Annotated in this window: 14 protein-coding genes; 8 read left to right on the forward strand and 6 right to left on the reverse strand. The window is 47.3% G+C overall.

The features are described from left to right. Positions 1 to 39: 39 nt before the first annotated feature. Positions 40 to 1,602, reverse strand: a complete 1,563-nt coding sequence (locus V8Z93_RS11565; RefSeq protein ID WP_203039858.1) for a sensor histidine kinase — start codon at positions 1,600 to 1,602, stop codon at positions 40 to 42. A 215-nt stretch (positions 1,603 to 1,817) separates the two neighbouring features. Further along, positions 1,818 to 3,980, reverse strand: coding sequence for an elongation factor G (locus V8Z93_RS11570; RefSeq protein WP_439431580.1), 2,163 nt, complete (start codon positions 3,978 to 3,980; stop codon positions 1,818 to 1,820). Positions 3,981 to 4,236: 256 nt separating this feature from the next. Here V8Z93_RS11570 and hemW point away from each other — a divergent pair, with 256 nt between their 5' ends. After that, positions 4,237 to 5,445, forward strand: a complete 1,209-nt coding sequence (gene hemW / locus V8Z93_RS11575; RefSeq protein ID WP_439431581.1) for a radical SAM family heme chaperone HemW — start codon at positions 4,237 to 4,239, stop codon at positions 5,443 to 5,445. Between the two features lie 81 nt (positions 5,446 to 5,526). Here hemW and V8Z93_RS11580 read toward each other — a convergent pair whose 3' ends face one another. The 3 genes from V8Z93_RS11580 to V8Z93_RS11590 form a co-directional block, all read right to left on the reverse strand. Further along, positions 5,527 to 5,889, reverse strand: coding sequence for a hypothetical protein (locus V8Z93_RS11580; protein ID WP_203039864.1), 363 nt, complete (start codon positions 5,887 to 5,889; stop codon positions 5,527 to 5,529). Positions 5,890 to 6,254: 365 nt separating this feature from the next. After that, on the reverse strand, positions 6,255 to 7,601 hold the full coding sequence (locus V8Z93_RS11585; protein ID WP_203039866.1) for a citrate/2-methylcitrate synthase: 1,347 nt from the start codon (positions 7,599 to 7,601) through the stop codon (positions 6,255 to 6,257). Between the two features lie 54 nt (positions 7,602 to 7,655). After that, positions 7,656 to 9,914: an aconitate hydratase gene (locus V8Z93_RS11590; protein WP_217763462.1), complete on the reverse strand. Its 2,259-nt coding sequence runs from the start codon at positions 9,912 to 9,914 to the stop codon at positions 7,656 to 7,658. Positions 9,915 to 10,263: 349 nt separating this feature from the next. Here V8Z93_RS11590 and trmD point away from each other — a divergent pair, with 349 nt between their 5' ends. The 4 genes from trmD to V8Z93_RS11610 all read left to right on the forward strand — a co-directional run bounded on the left by trmD (position 10,264) and on the right by V8Z93_RS11610 (position 12,057). Further along, complete coding sequence (gene trmD, locus V8Z93_RS11595; protein WP_203039868.1) at positions 10,264 to 10,941, forward strand: tRNA (guanosine(37)-N1)-methyltransferase TrmD; 678 nt, start codon at positions 10,264 to 10,266, stop codon at positions 10,939 to 10,941. A gap of 91 nt (positions 10,942 to 11,032) precedes the next feature. Beyond that, complete coding sequence (locus tag V8Z93_RS11600) at positions 11,033 to 11,323, forward strand: CD225/dispanin family protein (protein ID WP_178709173.1); 291 nt, start codon at positions 11,033 to 11,035, stop codon at positions 11,321 to 11,323. Positions 11,324 to 11,438: 115 nt separating this feature from the next. After that, a complete protein-coding gene (locus V8Z93_RS11605; RefSeq protein ID WP_238405836.1) occupies positions 11,439 to 11,702 on the forward strand; it encodes a DUF2752 domain-containing protein in 264 nt (87 codons plus the stop codon). 10 nt (positions 11,703 to 11,712) lie between these two features. Beyond that, complete coding sequence (locus V8Z93_RS11610) at positions 11,713 to 12,057, forward strand: TM2 domain-containing protein (RefSeq protein ID WP_439431582.1); 345 nt, start codon at positions 11,713 to 11,715, stop codon at positions 12,055 to 12,057. Between the two features lie 78 nt (positions 12,058 to 12,135). Here V8Z93_RS11610 and V8Z93_RS11615 read toward each other — a convergent pair whose 3' ends face one another. Next, positions 12,136 to 12,978, reverse strand: coding sequence for a patatin-like phospholipase family protein (locus V8Z93_RS11615; RefSeq protein ID WP_439431583.1), 843 nt, complete (start codon positions 12,976 to 12,978; stop codon positions 12,136 to 12,138). A gap of 230 nt (positions 12,979 to 13,208) precedes the next feature. Between V8Z93_RS11615 and V8Z93_RS11620 the strand changes: the two genes are divergently transcribed. From V8Z93_RS11620 to recJ, 3 genes are all read left to right on the forward strand, one after another. After that, a complete protein-coding gene (locus tag V8Z93_RS11620; RefSeq protein WP_203039872.1) occupies positions 13,209 to 14,624 on the forward strand; it encodes an aminopeptidase P family protein in 1,416 nt (471 codons plus the stop codon). Positions 14,625 to 14,707: 83 nt separating this feature from the next. Next, positions 14,708 to 15,919 carry an aminopeptidase C gene (locus V8Z93_RS11625; protein ID WP_203039874.1) on the forward strand — a complete coding sequence of 404 codons (1,212 nt, stop codon included), beginning with the start codon at positions 14,708 to 14,710 and terminating at the stop codon, positions 15,917 to 15,919. Positions 15,920 to 16,065: 146 nt separating this feature from the next. Further along, complete coding sequence (recJ, locus tag V8Z93_RS11630) at positions 16,066 to 17,784, forward strand: single-stranded-DNA-specific exonuclease RecJ (RefSeq protein WP_203039876.1); 1,719 nt, start codon at positions 16,066 to 16,068, stop codon at positions 17,782 to 17,784. The last annotated feature ends 5 nt before the right edge of the window (positions 17,785 to 17,789 follow it).

Genomic DNA, 17,789 nt, shown 5'->3' on the forward strand with positions numbered 1-17,789 from the left:
TACTGATTTGGCATGAATTAATCATGAATCAATCATGAATTAATCATGAATCACAGGCAGCTTGATGGTAAAGGTGGTGCCCTTGCCCAACTCGCTTTCTACCTTGATTTCGCCATCATGCAAATCCACTACCTTCTTAACGTAGGCAAGACCGAGGCCGAAGCCCTTCACGTCGTGCACATTGCCGGTATGAACGCGATAGAACTTGTCGAATATCTTCTTCAGGTTCTCCTTCTTCATTCCCATGCCCGTATCGTTGATGGACAGATAGAGATGATGTTCATCATTCCATGTCTTCATCGTGATGAACAGAGGCTCATCCGGCTTGCGATACTTCACGGCATTGTCCATCAGATTGAAGATTACATTCTGGAAATGCACCTCGTCGACGAAGAGGGTGGAATCTATCGCCTCGATATCTACGTAAATCTTGCCGCCCGTATGCTCCACACGGAGTGAGAACGAATGGGCTGCATTCTCTACGATTTCGTTGAGGTCGAGCTCCTTCTTCTTGAACACCGCCTTCTTGCGGTCGAACATACTCATCTGCAGCACCTTCTCTACCAGGAAGCGGAGTCGCTTCGACTCGTCGTCAATGACGCCACCCAGATGTTTCTGCATCTGCTCGCTCTTGGAGACAGACGGGTCGTTGAGCATCTGTGCAGCCAGACTGATGCTGGCGATAGGCGTCTTCAGCTCGTGGGTCATGTTGTTGATGAAATCGTTCTTGATTTCCGTGTACCTCTTCTGACGGAAGATGACCACGATGGTGAAGATGAAGGTGATGAGCAGCACCAGCGTGAAGATGATGCTAGGAATCATGAAGCGCACACTGGAGAAAATGTAGCTGTTCATATCAGGGAAGTGAACCTTCACGACACCCATCTTCGACTGCGGGTCGTTTCTGAAGAGCACCTGCGAATAGCTGTACTCCTCGCCCTCGTCGCTAAAGTCTGGGCAGCGGTACACCTCTCGTCCATCCTGCGTTGTCACCGTGAAGTGATAAGGGATGTTGATGCCGTTGTTCATCATCTCTGCCTTGAGATCCTGATCAAGCTGCTTGAAGTTGATTCGCTCCTTCAGAGGCTTGTCGGATGCCGAGTAGAGGATGGAATACACCACCTCGTCGAGCAAAGCCTTCTGATACACATAGCGGTTCTTCACTATCTCCTGCAGCGACTTCTGCGTTTCGCTGAGCGAATTCCTGTCGCTTCTGAGAATCATCGCCTTCGGCTTGTTGGCAGGATTGGTGGCGATGGTCTTCAACTCGAAGGATGAATACACCGTGCCGTCCTTGCCCACCACAGAATACTGATGAGAATGCTGTACGGTTCCATCTGCCGGCTGGCCGCTCCGTGTTCCCACCGAATCTTTCCTGTTGGCCTTGCGCTCCGCCTCATTGACGTCTTTTTCAAGATAGCGCAGGGTCTCATTCAGCTCCAAGTTTCTTGAAGCCTGATATAGGGCTCTGTTGACGGACTCGTCAAACTGTTCCTTCTTCATGTTAACCATCTCCTGGATGTAACTGAGCTGCAGGAATAGCAGCGCGAGGAACGAAAAGCCCATGATAATGGCTATGGTCCAAATCGTTTTCTTCTTCATGGGCGCAAAGATAAGAAAAATCTTAATTGATTAACACAAAATAGTTAATTATTTATTTGATATTAATTGTTTTTAACCAAAAGCAACATTAATAGCTCCGTATTTAGAATTTGAATTTCAGAAAAACAAGTAAGGGAGCGTACATATCACATGCACGCCCCCTCTATTGGTCATATCAACATAAAATTTTAATTTATATAAGAGAGATAATTCTTCTACTCTGCTTCCTTAGCCAGCTCGGCCTCATGGTCGGCAATCAGCTTGCTCTGAATGTCGGAAGGAACCAACTCGTAGCTGGCAAACTTGGTAGTGAACGAAGCTCTACCACCCGTGAGTGAACTCAGAGAGATGGAATAGTTGGCAAGCTCCTTCAGAGGAATCTTGGCACTGAGCTTCTGGTAACCAGCCTCAGAATCCATACCCATGATGAGGGCACGGCGTCCCTGAAGGTCGCTCATCACATCACCCATATAGTCGGCAGGTACATAAACCTCCAAATCGTAGATAGGCTCCAGAATCTTAGGACCTGCCTGCTTGAAGGCGTCGCTGAAGGCACGGCGGGCTGCCAGCATGAACGACAACTCGTTGCTGTCTACCGGATGCATCTTGCCATCATATACGATGACGCGAACGTCGCGGGCATAAGAACCTGTAAGAGGTCCGTGCTCCATACAATCCATGATACCCTTCAGGATGGCAGGCATGAAGCGTGCATCGATGGCACCACCAACCACTGAGTTGAGGAATACCAGCTTGCCACCCCACTCCAGTGAAACTTCCTCGCGGCTCTTGATGTTCATCTTGAACTCCTGGCCGTTGAAGGTGAATGATGTAGGGTCTGGCATACCCTCTGCGTATGGCTCAACGATGAGGTGAACCTCACCAAACTGACCAGCACCACCACTCTGCTTCTTATGACGGTAGTCGGCACGAGCCTTCTTGGTAATAGTCTCACGATATGGGATGCGAGGCTCCTCGAAGGTAACATTGAGCTTCTCGTTGTTCTCAAGACGCCACTTCAAGGTGCGGAGGTGGAACTCACCCTGTCCGCGCACGATAACCTGGCGCAGCTCCTTGCTCTGGTCAACCACCCATGTTGGGTCTTCCTGGCGCATCTTGATGAGGGCAGCCATCAGTTTCTCAGTATCCTGAGCATTGGCAGCCTTGATGGCACGGGAATACTTAGGGTTAGGATACTTGATGAAATCGAAGCGCCACTCGGCACCCTTTCCGTTCAGGGTATTACCCGTCTTCACGTCCTTCATCTTCACGGTACAACCGATGTCACCGGCATTCAACTGATCCACAGGCACACGGTTGGCACCAGCGCAGGCATAAATCTGTCCGATACGCTCCTTAGAACCACGGTCGGCATTGGTCAGGTCGTCGCCGCTCTTGATAGAACCGCTCATCACCTTGAAGTAGCTCACCTCGCCGATGTGTGGCTCCAGGCCAGTCTTGAAGAAGTAAACACTCTCAGGACCGTTGGTATCAGGACTAATCTCTTCACCACGGGTATTGTGCAGCTTAGGCATCTCGCTTACGAAAGGAACCACATTGCCCAGGAACTCCATGAGGCGGTGAACGCCCATTGACTTACCGGCGCAAACGCAGAATACAGGGAAGATGCTGCGGGTAACCAAACCCTTGCGGATACCCTCGCGGAGTTCATCCTCTGTCAAGCTCTCGCTCTCGAAGAATTTCTCCATCAGACCCTCGTCGTTCTCGGCAGCAGCCTCAACGAGCGCAGCATGCAGTTCCATTGCCTTATCCATTTCCTCTTCAGGAATATCCTCGATGATAGGTGCACCGCCTTCTGGTTTCCAGGAATATTTTTTCATCAATAAGACGTCAATGAGAGCATTGAAGCCAGGACCGGTCTCGATAGGATATTGAATCTGCACACACTTAGGACCATAGATGTCCTTCATGGTAGCAATGAGGTTATCAAAATCACACTTGTCTGAGTCAAGTTGGTTAACGAGGAAGATGACAGGCTTGCCCAACTTCTCGGTATAACGGAAGTTGTTCTGGGTGCCTACCTCAGGACCATATTGACCATTGATAAGGATCACTGCCTGATCGGTTACGTTGAGTGATGTGATAGCACCACCAACGAAATCGTCGCTACCAGGGCAGTCGATGATATTCAACTTCTTGTTGTTCCACTCCACGTGAAAAACGGTAGGGAACACAGAGTAACCATACTCCAGCTCAACTGGGAAGTAGTCGCTCACCGTATTCTTCGCTTCTACAGAGCCTCTACGCTTGATAACGCCTGCTTCAAATAACATACTTTCGGCAAGTGTAGTCTTGCCGCTACCCGCACTGCCCAGCAATGCAATGTTTTTAATCTCATTTGTCTGATATACTCTCATGACGCTTATAGATTTTTAAGGGGTTATACTTAATGTTTGTCAGTTGTTCATGATCAGTAAAACCATGCGGTTTTCTGTTTCATGCTACTAAATTACGCTTTTTTTTGCGTACCACCAAACATTTTCGCAAAAAAGTTGCCATAATTTAAAACATATTAGTAATTTTGCATCTTGTTAAGACTTTTTTCGCCCCCTACACCTTATTATATTAAGGGGAAAGTGGGAAGAGAATTGAAAATTTAAAGAATCAGGAATTATGGCAGGTTTATACATACATATCCCCTTCTGCGAAAGCCGCTGCATCTACTGCGGCTTTTACAGCACCACATCGCTCAAAATGAGAGATGCTTACGTGGACGCACTCTGCAGAGAGATGGAACTGCGCCCCATCCCGAAGGCACTGGGCGACGGTGAAAACATCGAAACCATCTATCTGGGAGGCGGCACTCCAAGCCAGCTGACCGGAGACCAGCTCATCCGCCTCTTCGATGCCATCAGGCAGAACTATCTTCAAAGCGGATTCCCGGATGACACCAGGAAGGAAGAGCTTTCTGCTCAAAAAGGGCATGAAACTTCCTTGCCGGAGATGGAAATCACCATGGAGTGCAATCCCGACGACGTGACCGAGGAATTCTGCGAAACCCTGAAGCTGCTGCCCGTGAACCGTGTGAGCATGGGTGCGCAGACCTTCTCAGACCATCGCCTCCGCTTTCTTCATCGCCGCCACAATGCTGCCGAGGTGAAGACTGCCGTAGAAAGGCTTCGCGGCATCGGCATCCGCAACATCAGCATCGACCTGATGTTCGGTTTCCCCCAAGAAACCCTAGCCGACTGGCAGAGCGACATCGCTGCAGCCATCAATCTGGGCGTGGAGCACATCTCTGCCTACAGTCTGATGTATGAAGAGGGAACCACCCTCTACAGAATGCTGGAGCAAGGGAAAATAGAGGAAATAGACGAGGAGGCCAGCCGCCAGATGTACGAGCAGCTTATCAGCCAGCTGACCGAAGCCGGCTACGAGCACTACGAAATCAGCAACTTTGCCCGTCCCGGCAAGCGGTCACGCCACAACAGCAGCTACTGGCACGAGATACCTTACATCGGAATAGGTGCGGCTGCCCATTCCTACAAGCGGAACGGCAAAGCCATGAGAAGCTGGAACGTAGACGACATCAGTGAATACATCTCCCGAATCAACCAAGGCGAACTGCCATCGGAAAGCGAGACACTCGACCTCAACACCCGATACAACGACCTCATTACCACTGCATTGCGAACAAGCGACGGCATCAACATCGAGAAGACGAGACAGGAATTCGGAAAAGAACTTGCCGGAAAAATGATGCAGGAAGCAGAGAAGCATATAGTGCGTGGACTGATGAAGATAGAAGACGGAAGGCTATCGCTCACCCATCAGGGTCTCTATATCTCAGACGACGTGATGAGCGACTTCATGATAGTATAAAAATCGAATAAAGGCATTACAAATCGAATAAAGGCATTACAAATCGAATAAAAGCATTATAAATCGCATAAAAATGGAGCCCTATTTCCAAGGCTCCATTTTATCCAATCCGTATTTTTTATATCTATCATAGTAATATTGCTTAATCTGCTCTATCACCTGAATAGTAGTTTTCTTTTTCTGCAACATCGGCTTCACCATCTGCAACAAGGCAAAAAGCACCACCACGATGAGCAGCACTATAATCCATGAGAGTATCTCGCTTGCAAAGTGTATATGCGGCTGTACCAAGATACCTACCGCCACAGGCAAAACGAAACACACCCAATCCATTGGTGAATCCAACTTAGTAGACTCCAAGTATTCTTCTCGCAATTCGCGTGGTGCATTCAGCAGCATACGCTTGCGATGTGCATTCCAATAATCTTCAAATTCCTTTTCCATTCAATTCTTAATTTAATACCTTCATATTGATGCCTGACATTCAATGCAGCACCTTAATTTACCTATACTTAAAATTATTATCTATTACTATTTTTTTAAGCACCTTGAATAGTGCCTTCTACTTTAGCAATCCGTCGACAAAGTTACGACAAATATCCGTTATAAGCAAATAAAATCCCTTTAAAACTCAAACATTTAACACTCTTTAAATAAAAATCTTCGTTTCAAACAGAACTTTACTAAATAAACTTAGAAACTACCCTATAAACATAAAAAGACAATGCTCGCTGGAGCATTGTCTTTTTTATACAATCAATCATTCTAGATGTGATGCTTTTTTATCTCGCACCCATAAAACAGTCTTTTTATCGCTCATCCAATGGGGTATAATCCAACTCACCCAGGATATTCTTGTAAGCAGGACGGATGATGCGACGACCCTCGAAGTTGAGTTCCTCGATGCGGTGGGCAGTCCAGCCCACAATACGGGCCATAGCGAAGATAGGCGTATAAATTTCCTGAGGCAGACCAATCATCTCATAGATGAAGCCGCTATAGAAGTCGAGGTTGGCGCAAGCTGGCTTGCTGCCGCCACGATGCTCCTGCAGGCACTTGATACCCTCCTGCTCTATGAGCTTCAGGAAGTTGTACTCATCCTCTCTACCCTTCTCCTTGGCAAGTTCGCCAGCCAGTCGCTTCAGCTCTACGGCACGAGGATCGCTCAAGGTATACACGGCATGGCCGATACCATAGATAAGACCCGTCTTATCATAAGCCTCCTTATTGAGCATGCGCTTCAGGTAAATATCGAGTTCGTTGACATTGGTCCAATCCTTGATAGCCTCCTTCAGATGATGGAACATATTGATAACCTTGATGTTGGCACCACCATGAAGAGGACCCTTCAAGCTACCGATACCGGCAGCAATAGAGCTGTAGGTATCCGTGCGGGTAGAAGAGGTGACACGCACCGTGAAGGTAGAGTTGTTACCACCACCATGCTCTGCCTGAATGATGAGGAGCAGATCGAGCATACGCGCATCCAGCTCAGAGTAGTTCTCGTGCTTCATCATATAGAGGAAATTCTCTGCGATAGAGAGATTCTCGCGTGGATGGCGAATGTGCAAGCTTCTGCCCTGCACAGAGTGACGATAGATGTTGTATGCATAGGCGATGATGGTTGGGAACTTCGCAATCAACTCCACACTCTGACGCATCAGGTTATCGCGGCTGATATCGTCAGGGTTCGGATCGAAGGTGTACATTTCGAGCACGCAACGAGCCAGGATGTTCATGATGTTAGAACCCTCCAGCTCGATGATGTGAGTAATGGTACGGTGGTCGAGCGGCATGTTGTCGTTGAGGAGTTCCTTGAAAGCCTCCAGCTCCTCCTTATCCGGCAGCTGACCGGAAAGGAGCAGGAAGGCAACCTCCTCAAAACCGAATCGTTTCTCCTTCAAGAGAGGAGTAACGAGGTCGTCAAGCTCGTAGCCACGATAATAGAGCTTACCCTCGGTAGGCTTCAGCTTGCCATTCTCATCGCGTTCGTAACCCACAACGTTACCGATGTTGGTCAGTCCGACCAGCACACCAGAGCCATCCTCATTACGAAGTCCACGCTTCACGTTGAACTTGGTAAATGCCTCCTTATCTATCTTGCATGAGTTCTTTACCTCATCGCTTAATTTATATATCAAATACTCTTTATTCATAACTGTTACTTTTTAAGTTGCATGGCACAAACTGTTACTTTTCCTGCTGCAAGATTACTTCTTTGCAGCAAAGTTCAATGCAGAACCGGCCTTGAACCATGCAATCTGTGTATCATTATAAGTATGCTCAACCTCGAAACTATCCTCAGAACCATCCTTGTGCTTCAGGGTGACAGTGAGTTTAGAACCTGGCGCAAACTCCTTCAGTCCGGTGAGTGAGATGCGGTCGTCTTCCTGTACCTTATTATAATCATCCTTGTTGCAGAATGTAAGGGCGAGCATACCCTGCTTCTTCAAGTTGGTTTCGTGAATACGGGCGAAGCTCTTGGCAAGAATCACCTTCACGTTCAGGAAACGAGGTTCCATGGCTGCATGCTCACGGGATGATCCCTCGCCATAGTTATCCTCTGCTACCACGATGCTGCTGATGCCCTGTGCCTTGTAAGCCTTGGCTGCGGTAGAAACCTCCACATACTTGCCATCCAACTGGTTCTTCACCTTGTTGCTCTCGCCATTGAAGGCATTGACGGCACCCATCAGCAGGTTGTCAGAGATGTTCTGAAGATGTCCACGGAACTTCAACCATGGTCCAGCCATAGAGATGTGGTCGGTGGTACACTTGCCCTCGGTCTTGATGAGGAGAGGCATATCTACCAGGTCCTTACCATCCCAAGGAGCGAATGGAGCCAGTTTCTGCAGGCGGTTGCTGTCTGGAGCAATCACTACCTCGATATTGGCATTCGCCTCGCTAGGAGCGATGAAGCCCTTGTCTTCCACGGCGAATCCCTTAGGAGGGAAGGTGAAACCGGTAGGCGCATCGAGCTTCACGCTGTTGCCATCCTTATCTAATAAGGTGTCGGTGGCTGGATTGAAATCCAGACGGCCGGCAATGGTGAGAGCCACGGTGAGCTCAGGGCTGCCGATGAAGGCAAATGTATTAGGGTTGCCATCTGCACGACGACGGAAGTTTCTATTGAAAGAAGTAACGATGGCATTCTTGCGGGTGTTGTCATCGGTATGACGCTTCCACTGTCCGATGCAAGGACCGCAGGCATTGGTCATGATCAAGGCTCCAATCTTCTTGAAGTCATCGAGGATTCCGTCACGCTCGGCAGTATAGCGAATCTGCTCAGAACCAGGGTTGATGATAAGCTGACCCTTTACCTGGATTCCCTTCTCGTAAGCCTGTCGGGCTACACTTGCAGCACGGGCCAAGTCCTGATAGGAAGAGTTGGTACAGCTACCTACCAATCCCACTTCAACAACCATTGGATAGTCGTTGGCAGGTCCCTTCGCCTTCATGTGAGAGATAGGAGTTGCTGCATCCGGAGTAAACGGACCATTGAGATGTGGCTCCACCTTAGAGAGGTCGATTTCTACAATCTGGTCGTAGAAAGCAGCCGGATTGGCAAGTACCTCATCGTCGGCACGAAGCTCGGCAGCGTTCTTCTGGGCAAGAGAAGCAATCTCCTCACGACCCGTCTTGCGAAGATATTCGCTGGCATTCTGGTCGAATGGGAAGATAGAACAGGTAGCACCCAGCTCTGCACCCATGTTACAGATGGTAGCCTTACCCGTGGTAGAGATGCTATCCAAGCCCTCGCCAAAGTATTCGAGGATGGCATTGGTACCACCCTTCACGGTGAGGATGCCCAGGATTTCGAGAATCACATCCTTAGGAGTAGCCCATCCGGAGAGCTTGCCTGTGAGATGCACACCGATGAGGCGTGGCATCTTGAGCTCCCAAGGCTGACCTGTAAGCACATCCACGGCATCGGCACCACCAACACCCACGGCTACCATACCGAGACCGCCGGCGTTTGGGGTATGGGAGTCAGTACCCACCATCATACCTCCCGGGAAGGCATAGTTCTCAAGTACCACCTGATGGATGATACCAGCACCTGGTCCCCAGAATCCGATGTGATATTTCTGAGATACCGACTTCAGGAAGTCATATACCTCTTTATTAGTCTTGCATGCCTCAGGCAGGTCTTGTGTAGCACCCACGTCGGCACGAATCAAGTGATCGCAATGTACTGATGCAGGCACTGCCACCTTGTCCTTACCGGCGTTCATAAACTGCAAGAGCGCCATCTGAGCAGTAGCATCCTGCATCGCCACGCGGTTAGGTCGGAAATCCACATATTCTACACCTCTTTTATATGGTCGCAACTCAGATGGGTCGAAAAGATGCGCAAAGAGCACCTTCTCGGCGTAAGTGAGAGGTCGTTTTACAGTAGCTTTCGCCTGTTTTACACTTTCCGAATACGAAGCATAAAAGCTTCTCAGCATTTCAATGTCCAGTATCATCTTATTCACTATTATTAAATTAACCATGCACTCGTGTGTACGCACACCATTTTTCTATGCGATGTACCCTAATCGAGCGATTTTGTTTGCAAATATACGACTTTTTCTTCAAATAGTAGCACATTTTCACGATTATTTATCATTTTGCTATTAAATTTCTTTGTTTTTGATGAATTTGTTGCATATTTATGCAATAATCAACCTTATTTTGGTGCCAACACGCTAAAATTACGATTTTCAAGCAAACCACTTGTTTTAGCTGCAAAAAACAAATTTTCGGCTCAAAAAACAAAGAAAAGATGAAAAAGATTTGGAACTTACTACATTATTTATTAATTTTGCAGATGATATGAGAATAGACATTATTACAGTATTACCAGAGATGCTGGAAGGCTTCTTCAACGAGTCGATTCTGGCACGCGCGCAGAAGAAGGGTCTCGCAGAGATTCATCTGCACAACTTGCGCGACTATACATTAGATAAATGGAAGCGAGTGGACGACTATCCATACGGTGGAAGTGCCGGCATGGTGATGCAATGCGAGCCTATCGACCGATGCATCACGGCACTGAAGGCAGAACGTGAGTACGACGACGTGATCTACGTATCTCCTGACGGCGAAACCTTCAACCAGAAGATAGCCAACGAAATGTCGCTGGGTGGCAACCTCATCATTCTCTGTGGTCACTACAAGGGAATAGACCAGCGTGTGCGCGACCACCTCATCACCCGCGAAATCAGCGTGGGCGACTATGTGCTCACAGGTGGAGAGCTTGCTGCAGCAATTATCTCGGATGCGGTGATCAGACTGGTACCGGGCGTTATCAGCGACGAGCAGAGTGCCCTATCCGACTGTTTCCAGGACGATATCCTCTCAGCTCCTATCTACACCCGCCCATCCGACTACAAGGGTTGGAAAGTGCCAGAGATTCTTCTGAGCGGCAACGAGGCGAAGATACGCCAATGGGAGTTCGACCAAGCCATGGAGCGAACCAAGCGCCTGCGCCCAGACCTGCTTGAGGAATAAACAACAATTAACATAAAGTTCTTAGGCGCAGCGAAAAAGACCAGACTGTACCATAAGAAAATAACTAATAAATGGTCTATCAGTTAGAATTATGGAACAAAACCATTTAGAACAACAAGTTTCTACACCTATGCCACCTAAACCAGACAACAATATGGTTTTGGCAATTGCTTGCACCGTATGCTGCTGCTTACCATTTGGTATAGTTGGTATCATTAAGGCTAGTAAAGTTAATGGACTTTACCTAACAAAGCAATACGAAGCCGCTGCTCTGATGGCACAAGATGCCAAGAAATGGAGTATTATCGGTATTGTTGTTGGTCTCGTTATCCAAGTGATTTATGTCATCTTTTATGGTGCAGCAATAGCATCTCAATTGTAAATTGAAATACATCAATAAATACACTCTATTAATAATAGTTATCATTGGTCTGCCTTTGCTATACAAATACAACCCTTCAGAGTATTGGTTTTGGCCAAAGTGCCCTATCAAGATTTTGACAGGATTAAATTGTCCCGCTTGTGGAATACAAAGGTTTATTCATGCTGCACTGCAAGGAAATTTAGCTAAAGCATACCAATATAACTATTATTTACTATATGCATTACCATATTTTATATTAGTAGTGATATCATATTATTTGCCTGACAGCAAAACAAAGACAAAGATGAAAAATATATTTGAGAGCAACATAGCTATAAGAATATATGTAACAACATTTTTTATTTGGTTTATAGTCAGAAACATATTAAACATATAAAACTTAATGTATGGAACAACAACAAGTAGAACAACTTATTGCGATATATGGAAACAAGTTGCCTATTGAATCCATCTTTACTGTAAGGGAAAAATTACTGTCTATGGATTACAATACAGCTAGTATTATTTTAGCACAAGCCAAAGACCCAACGATTTCAATCATATTGTCAATCATAGTTGGATCATGGGGAATCGACAGAATTTACATTGGTGATGTGGGATTAGGTATCATCAAATTGCTAACATGTGGAGATTGTGGCATTTGGTGGCTCATTGATCTATTTCTAATCATGGATGCCACCAAACGGAAGAATCTGCTGCAAATAACAGAAATTTACGGAGCACCAGCATAAATTGAAATATAGCTTGCCCGTTGCCTGGAATTCCAGAGAAAGAGCAAGCTATATTCATTTTTATTATTATAGTTCATTTTACAGATATTTCTCGCAGAAAGCTTCACCCAGCAAGAAGCCCTCTTCATAGAGCCGCTCCAACTTGGCGGTATCTTTCTCTATGCGTCCCACCTCCATCGGACGTATCGGGCGAATACAGGTAATCTTTCCTGCAGCCTCCAGATCATCGACCAGTTGAATCTGCTCATTATAAGCCCTGTGGCGACGGCTCAGTGCCACTCGCAGACGCGGATAGTTCTTATATAAATAAGGTAGCTTCCTATCCTTACCCGTATCTCGCCACCCCTTGTTACGTGTCAGGATAACCACATTATGCTCAAAACCCTTATCAAAGGCACGCTGCACAGGAATACTATCGGCTATGCCACCATCCAACATCGGAATGCCATCCACATTCACAATCTTACTCACATAGGGCAGACTGCTGGAAGCACGCACGATATCGAGGGCACGCTGACGGTCGTGGTTCTCCGAAAGATACATAGGCAGTCCCGTAAGACAATTGGTGGTAACCATTTCGAAGCCATCGGCATATTTAAAAAAGGTGTCGAAATCATAAGGAAGCAACTGGTTCGGGAACTTATCATAAAGCAACTTACGGTCGAAGATACATCCCTGGGTAACGAGATGGCGAATACCTATATACTGATAACGCGCCAAATAATCAATGTTTGAAATTCGGGCACGGCGAGGCTGACGGCTTATATACGACATGCCATTGCAGGCTCCAGCCGATACCGCCACCGTGTAAGGAAAGTACACATCATGCTTCATGAAGGCATCCAGCACACCACTGGTGAATACACCACGCATGCCTCCACCCTCTAATACCAATCCTGTATTTCTCAATTTTATCTTCATAACTGTTTAACTGCTTTTTATTCTTCAATTATAGCTTTCAATCTGATAGCAAACATGCAATAAACAAGCGTATTCTTTACGATTTTCATTACAATTTACCATCAAAAAGCGCATGAATGTATTAATTATTTATAAATTCACACGAATATTTTATTTTTGCTTGCAAAGATAATACATTTTTGCGAAATATTTGCTAACTTTGCAGCAAAATAAAGTAAAATTCTAAAAATATGTTTAGCAAGGACACTTATATCAGCCGTCGCCAGGAGCTCAAGAAGCTTGTAAAGAGCGGCGTGATCATTCTTTTCGGAAACAACAATTCACCATGTAATTTCCCAAACAACGGATATTATCCATTCCGTCAGGACTCTACTTTCCTGTATTACTTCGGACAGCAGCGCGAAGGATTGGTTGGTGTGATTGATATAGATAACGACATCGAGACTCTGATCGGTGACGACATCGACCTGGTTGACATTGTTTGGTATGGAAGCGTAGACAGCGTACACGACCTGGCAGAACAGGTGGGTGTTCATAACTCTGCGCCAATGAAGACTCTCAAGACCATCTGCAACGATGCCATGTCGAAGAAGCGCAAGATTCACTTCCTGCCTCCTTACCGCTACGACATCAAGCTTCAGGTATTCGACTTGCTCGGCATCCACCCTGTTCAGCAGAAGGAAGAAGCCAGCATGGACCTGATTAAGGCCGTAGTCAAGATGCGCTCTACCAAGACCCAGGAGGAAATCGAAGAGCTGGAGCGTGCTGCAGTCATCGGCTACAAGATGCATACCACAGCCATGAAACTGGTTCGCCCAGGTATCACAGAGAAATACGTAGCCGGTCAGGTAAGCGGAATCGCACATTCTTACGGATCAATGGTCAGCTTCCCAACCATCTTCAGCCAGCACGGCGAGATTCAGCATGGCTATCCATCAATGAACTTGTTGGAGGAAGGCAGACTGGCACTCTGCGATGCGGGTGCTGAGACCATGAACAACTACTGTTCAGACAATACCCGTACCATGCCTGTGAGCGGTAAGTTCAGCCAGCGCCAGCTGGAAATCTACACCATCGTAGAAGCTTGCCACGACTATGCTCTCGAAGTAGCAAAGCCAGGTGTAAAATGGGCAGATGTTCACTTCGGTGTTTGCCGCCTGCTCTTCGACCGCATGAAGGAACTCGGTCTTGCCAAGGGCGATACAGAGGAAGCTGTAAAGGCTGGTGCCCACGCTATGTTCCTGCCTCACGGATTGGGACACATGATGGGTATGGATGTACACGACATGGAGAACCTCGACCAGATTAACGTAGGCTTCGACGAGGAAGTACGTCCTAACTTGGAACAGTTTGGTACCAACTGCCTGCGCATGGGTCGCCGACTCCAGGAAGGTTTCGTAGTAACAGACGAGCCGGGCGTTTACTTCATTCCAGCCCTCATCGACGACTGGAAGGCGTCAGGTCACTGTGCAGAGTTCCTCAACTTCGATAAAATTGAGACTTACAAGGACTTCGGTGGCATCCGTATTGAGGACGATGTTCTCATCACCAAGGATGGTTGCAGATTCCTGGGCAAGGACCGCATCCCTTACCATCCAAAGGATGTTGAGGAATACATGGCAGCCAACAGAGAAGAAATCCGCTAGGCGAAACTGCCATTAACAAGAGAAGATTCTATCTTAAAGAGAGATAATACAATTACATTATTAATTTAAAGAGAAAAAAATTCATGAAGAAATCAATGATTGTCGCAGCCATGTTGGCCATGGTTGCTACTGGTGCAAGCGCTAAGAATGCTGCAGATTCAGCAGCCATCGCTAAGAACAAGCCTGTTTTCACAGTAGTGAAGCAGAATCCTATCACAAGCATCAAGGACCAGAACCGTAGCGGTACGTGTTGGGCTTACTCTACTCTCAGCTTCTTCGAGAGCGAGATTTTGAAGAATACAGGCAAGACATTCAACCTGAGCGAGATGTTCGTTGCCAACAAGACTTATATGGACCGCGCCACAATGGCAGTGAGAATGCACGGCGACGTAAGCTTCTCTCAGGGTGGTAGCGCATACGATGTTCTCTATGCTTTGCAGCACTATGGCATCGTACCAGAGGATGCTATGCCAGCTCCAGGTACAATGACAGGCGACTCACTGGCTAACTTCGGCGAGTTCTTCGACGTAATGACTCCATACGTAGAGGCAGTGGCTAAGAGCACAGCCAAGAAGCTCTCTCCAGCTTGGAAGAACGGTCTTCAGGGCATCATCGACTCATACATCGGCAAGGCTCCTGAAAAGTTCACTTACCAGGGCAAGCAGTATACTCCAGAGACTTTCTGCAAGAGCCTCGGTCTGAACCTCGATGATTACGTAACCATCACCAGCTACACCCACCATCCAATGTGGAGCAAGTTTGCTGTTGAGGTACAGGACAACTGGCGCTGGCCTTTGAGCTACAACGTTCCTATGGACGACCTCTGCAAGATTATCGACAACGCCGTAAACAATGGCTATACCATAGCTTGGGGCGGTGACGTAACAGAGGACGGTTTCACACGCAAGGGTCTCGGTATCGCTTACGACGTGAAGAAGGTACGTTCTATGGCAGGTACAGACGCTGACCACTGGTTCAAGCTCTCTAAGGACGAGAAGAAGGAGAAGTTCGATTCACTCGGCGTAAACGCTCCCGAGGTGGTTCCTACACAGGCTATGCGCCAGGAAGCATTCGACAACTGGGAGACAACAGACGACCACGGAATGCACATCTACGGTATCGCAAAGGACCAGAACGGCAAGGAGTACTATATGGTAAAGAACTCTTGGGGTGAGTATGGTGACTACAAGGGCACCTGGTACATGACCAAGGCATTCGTAGCTTACAAGACTATGGACTTCATGGTTAACAAGAACGCCATCCCTAAGGATATCCGCAAGAAGCTCGGAATCTAATAAAAACAAAATATTCAAAGGCAGCAAACCTTGGTTTGCTGCCTTTTTTTATTATTTCTTCGTAATTATGTTAAATTCCTAGGAAAAAGTTTCCGTTTGTCATTTTATTTTCGTAACTTTGGGGGCAGAAATAAAAATAATTAAAAATGCATTTTAAATGGAATTACGAAGAACCTTCACCGGAGCAAGAAAAAACGGCTAACGAACTGGCCGTGAAGCTCAGCATCAGCCCTATCCTGGCGAATCTTCTCATCCATCGAGGCATTACGACCGAGTCGGCAGCCAAGCGATTCTTCCGTCCACAGCTTTCCGACCTGATCAATCCTTTCCTGATGAAGGATATGGATATCGCCGTAGACCGCCTCAACGATGCCATGGGACGCAAGGAGCGCATTCTCGTTTACGGCGATTACGACGTAGACGGCTGCACGGCTGTAGCATTGGTGTATAAGTTTCTGCAGCAATTCTATTCCAACATCGATTACTACATCCCCGACCGATATGACGAAGGCTATGGAGTAAGCAAAAAGGGAATAGACTTTGCACATGAAACTGGTGTGAAACTCATCATCATCCTCGATTGCGGCATCAAGGCCATCAAGGAGATTGAATATGCCAAAAGCCTTGGCATAGACTTCATCATCTGCGACCATCACGTTCCCGACGATGTGATGCCACCCGCTGTGGCTATACTCAACCCCAAGCGCCCGGATGATCCATTCCCATTCAAGCACCTCTGTGGATGCGGCGTGGGATTCAAGTTCATGCAGGCCTTTGCCAAGAACAACAACATTCCGTTCTCCCGACTCATCCCATTGCTCGACCTCTGTGCAGTGAGCATTGCTGCGGATATCGTGCCTGTAGTCGACGAGAACAGAATTCTGGCTTTCCATGGCTTGAAACTGCTCAACACCAACCCGAGCATCGGACTGAAAGCCATCATCGACATCTGCAGCCTGAACGGGCGAGAGCTGGGCATGAGCGATATCGTCTTCAAGATTGGTCCTAGAATCAATGCTTCGGGCCGCATGGAGAATGGCAAGGAAAGCGTAGATTTGCTGGTGGAACGTGACTATGGGCATGCACTGCACATGGCAAAGCACATCAACGAATACAACGAACAGCGCAAGGACATCGACAAGCAGATGACAGAGGAAGCCAACCTGATTGTTTCAAGACTGGAAACCCAGAAGCACAACTCAAGCATCGTGCTCTATGATGAGGGATGGAAAAAGGGAGTCATCGGCATCGTAGCCTCAAGACTCACGGAAATCTACTTCCGTCCTACCGTGGTATTGACCCGCGAAGGAGAACTGGCAACAGGTTCAGCCCGCAGCGTGACAGGATTTGACGTTTATTCTGCCATCAAGAGTTGCCGCGACCTGCTCGTGAACTTCGGAGGTCATACCTATGCATGCGGTCTTACCCTGAGATGGGAACATATCAAGGAATTCAGAGACAGATTCCAGAAATATGTGGCAGAACACATCGCTCCCGAACAGACGGAAGCCCTGCTTAATATAGAAGCCGTGATAGATTTCAAGGACATCAGCAAGCAGCTGCATGCCGACCTGAAGCGATTCTCGCCATTCGGTCCCTGCAACCCTAAACCAGTGTTCTGTACCCGAAAGGTATACGACTACGGAACCAGCAAGGTGGTGGGTAGAGAACAGGAACACATCAAGCTGGAATTGGTGGATTCAAAGTCGAGCACTGTCATGAACGGTATAGCCTTCGGACAGAGTGCAGCAGCCCGCTACATCAAGAGCCGCCGCAGTTTCGACATTGTTTACACCATCGAAGACAATATCTTCAAGAAGAACCAAGTACAGCTTCAGATAGAAGATATCCGTCCTAACGATTAAAGAAA

The sequence above is a fragment of the Segatella copri genome, from assembly GCF_051861805.1.
GTDB lineage: Bacteria > Bacteroidota > Bacteroidia > Bacteroidales > Bacteroidaceae > Prevotella > Prevotella copri_M.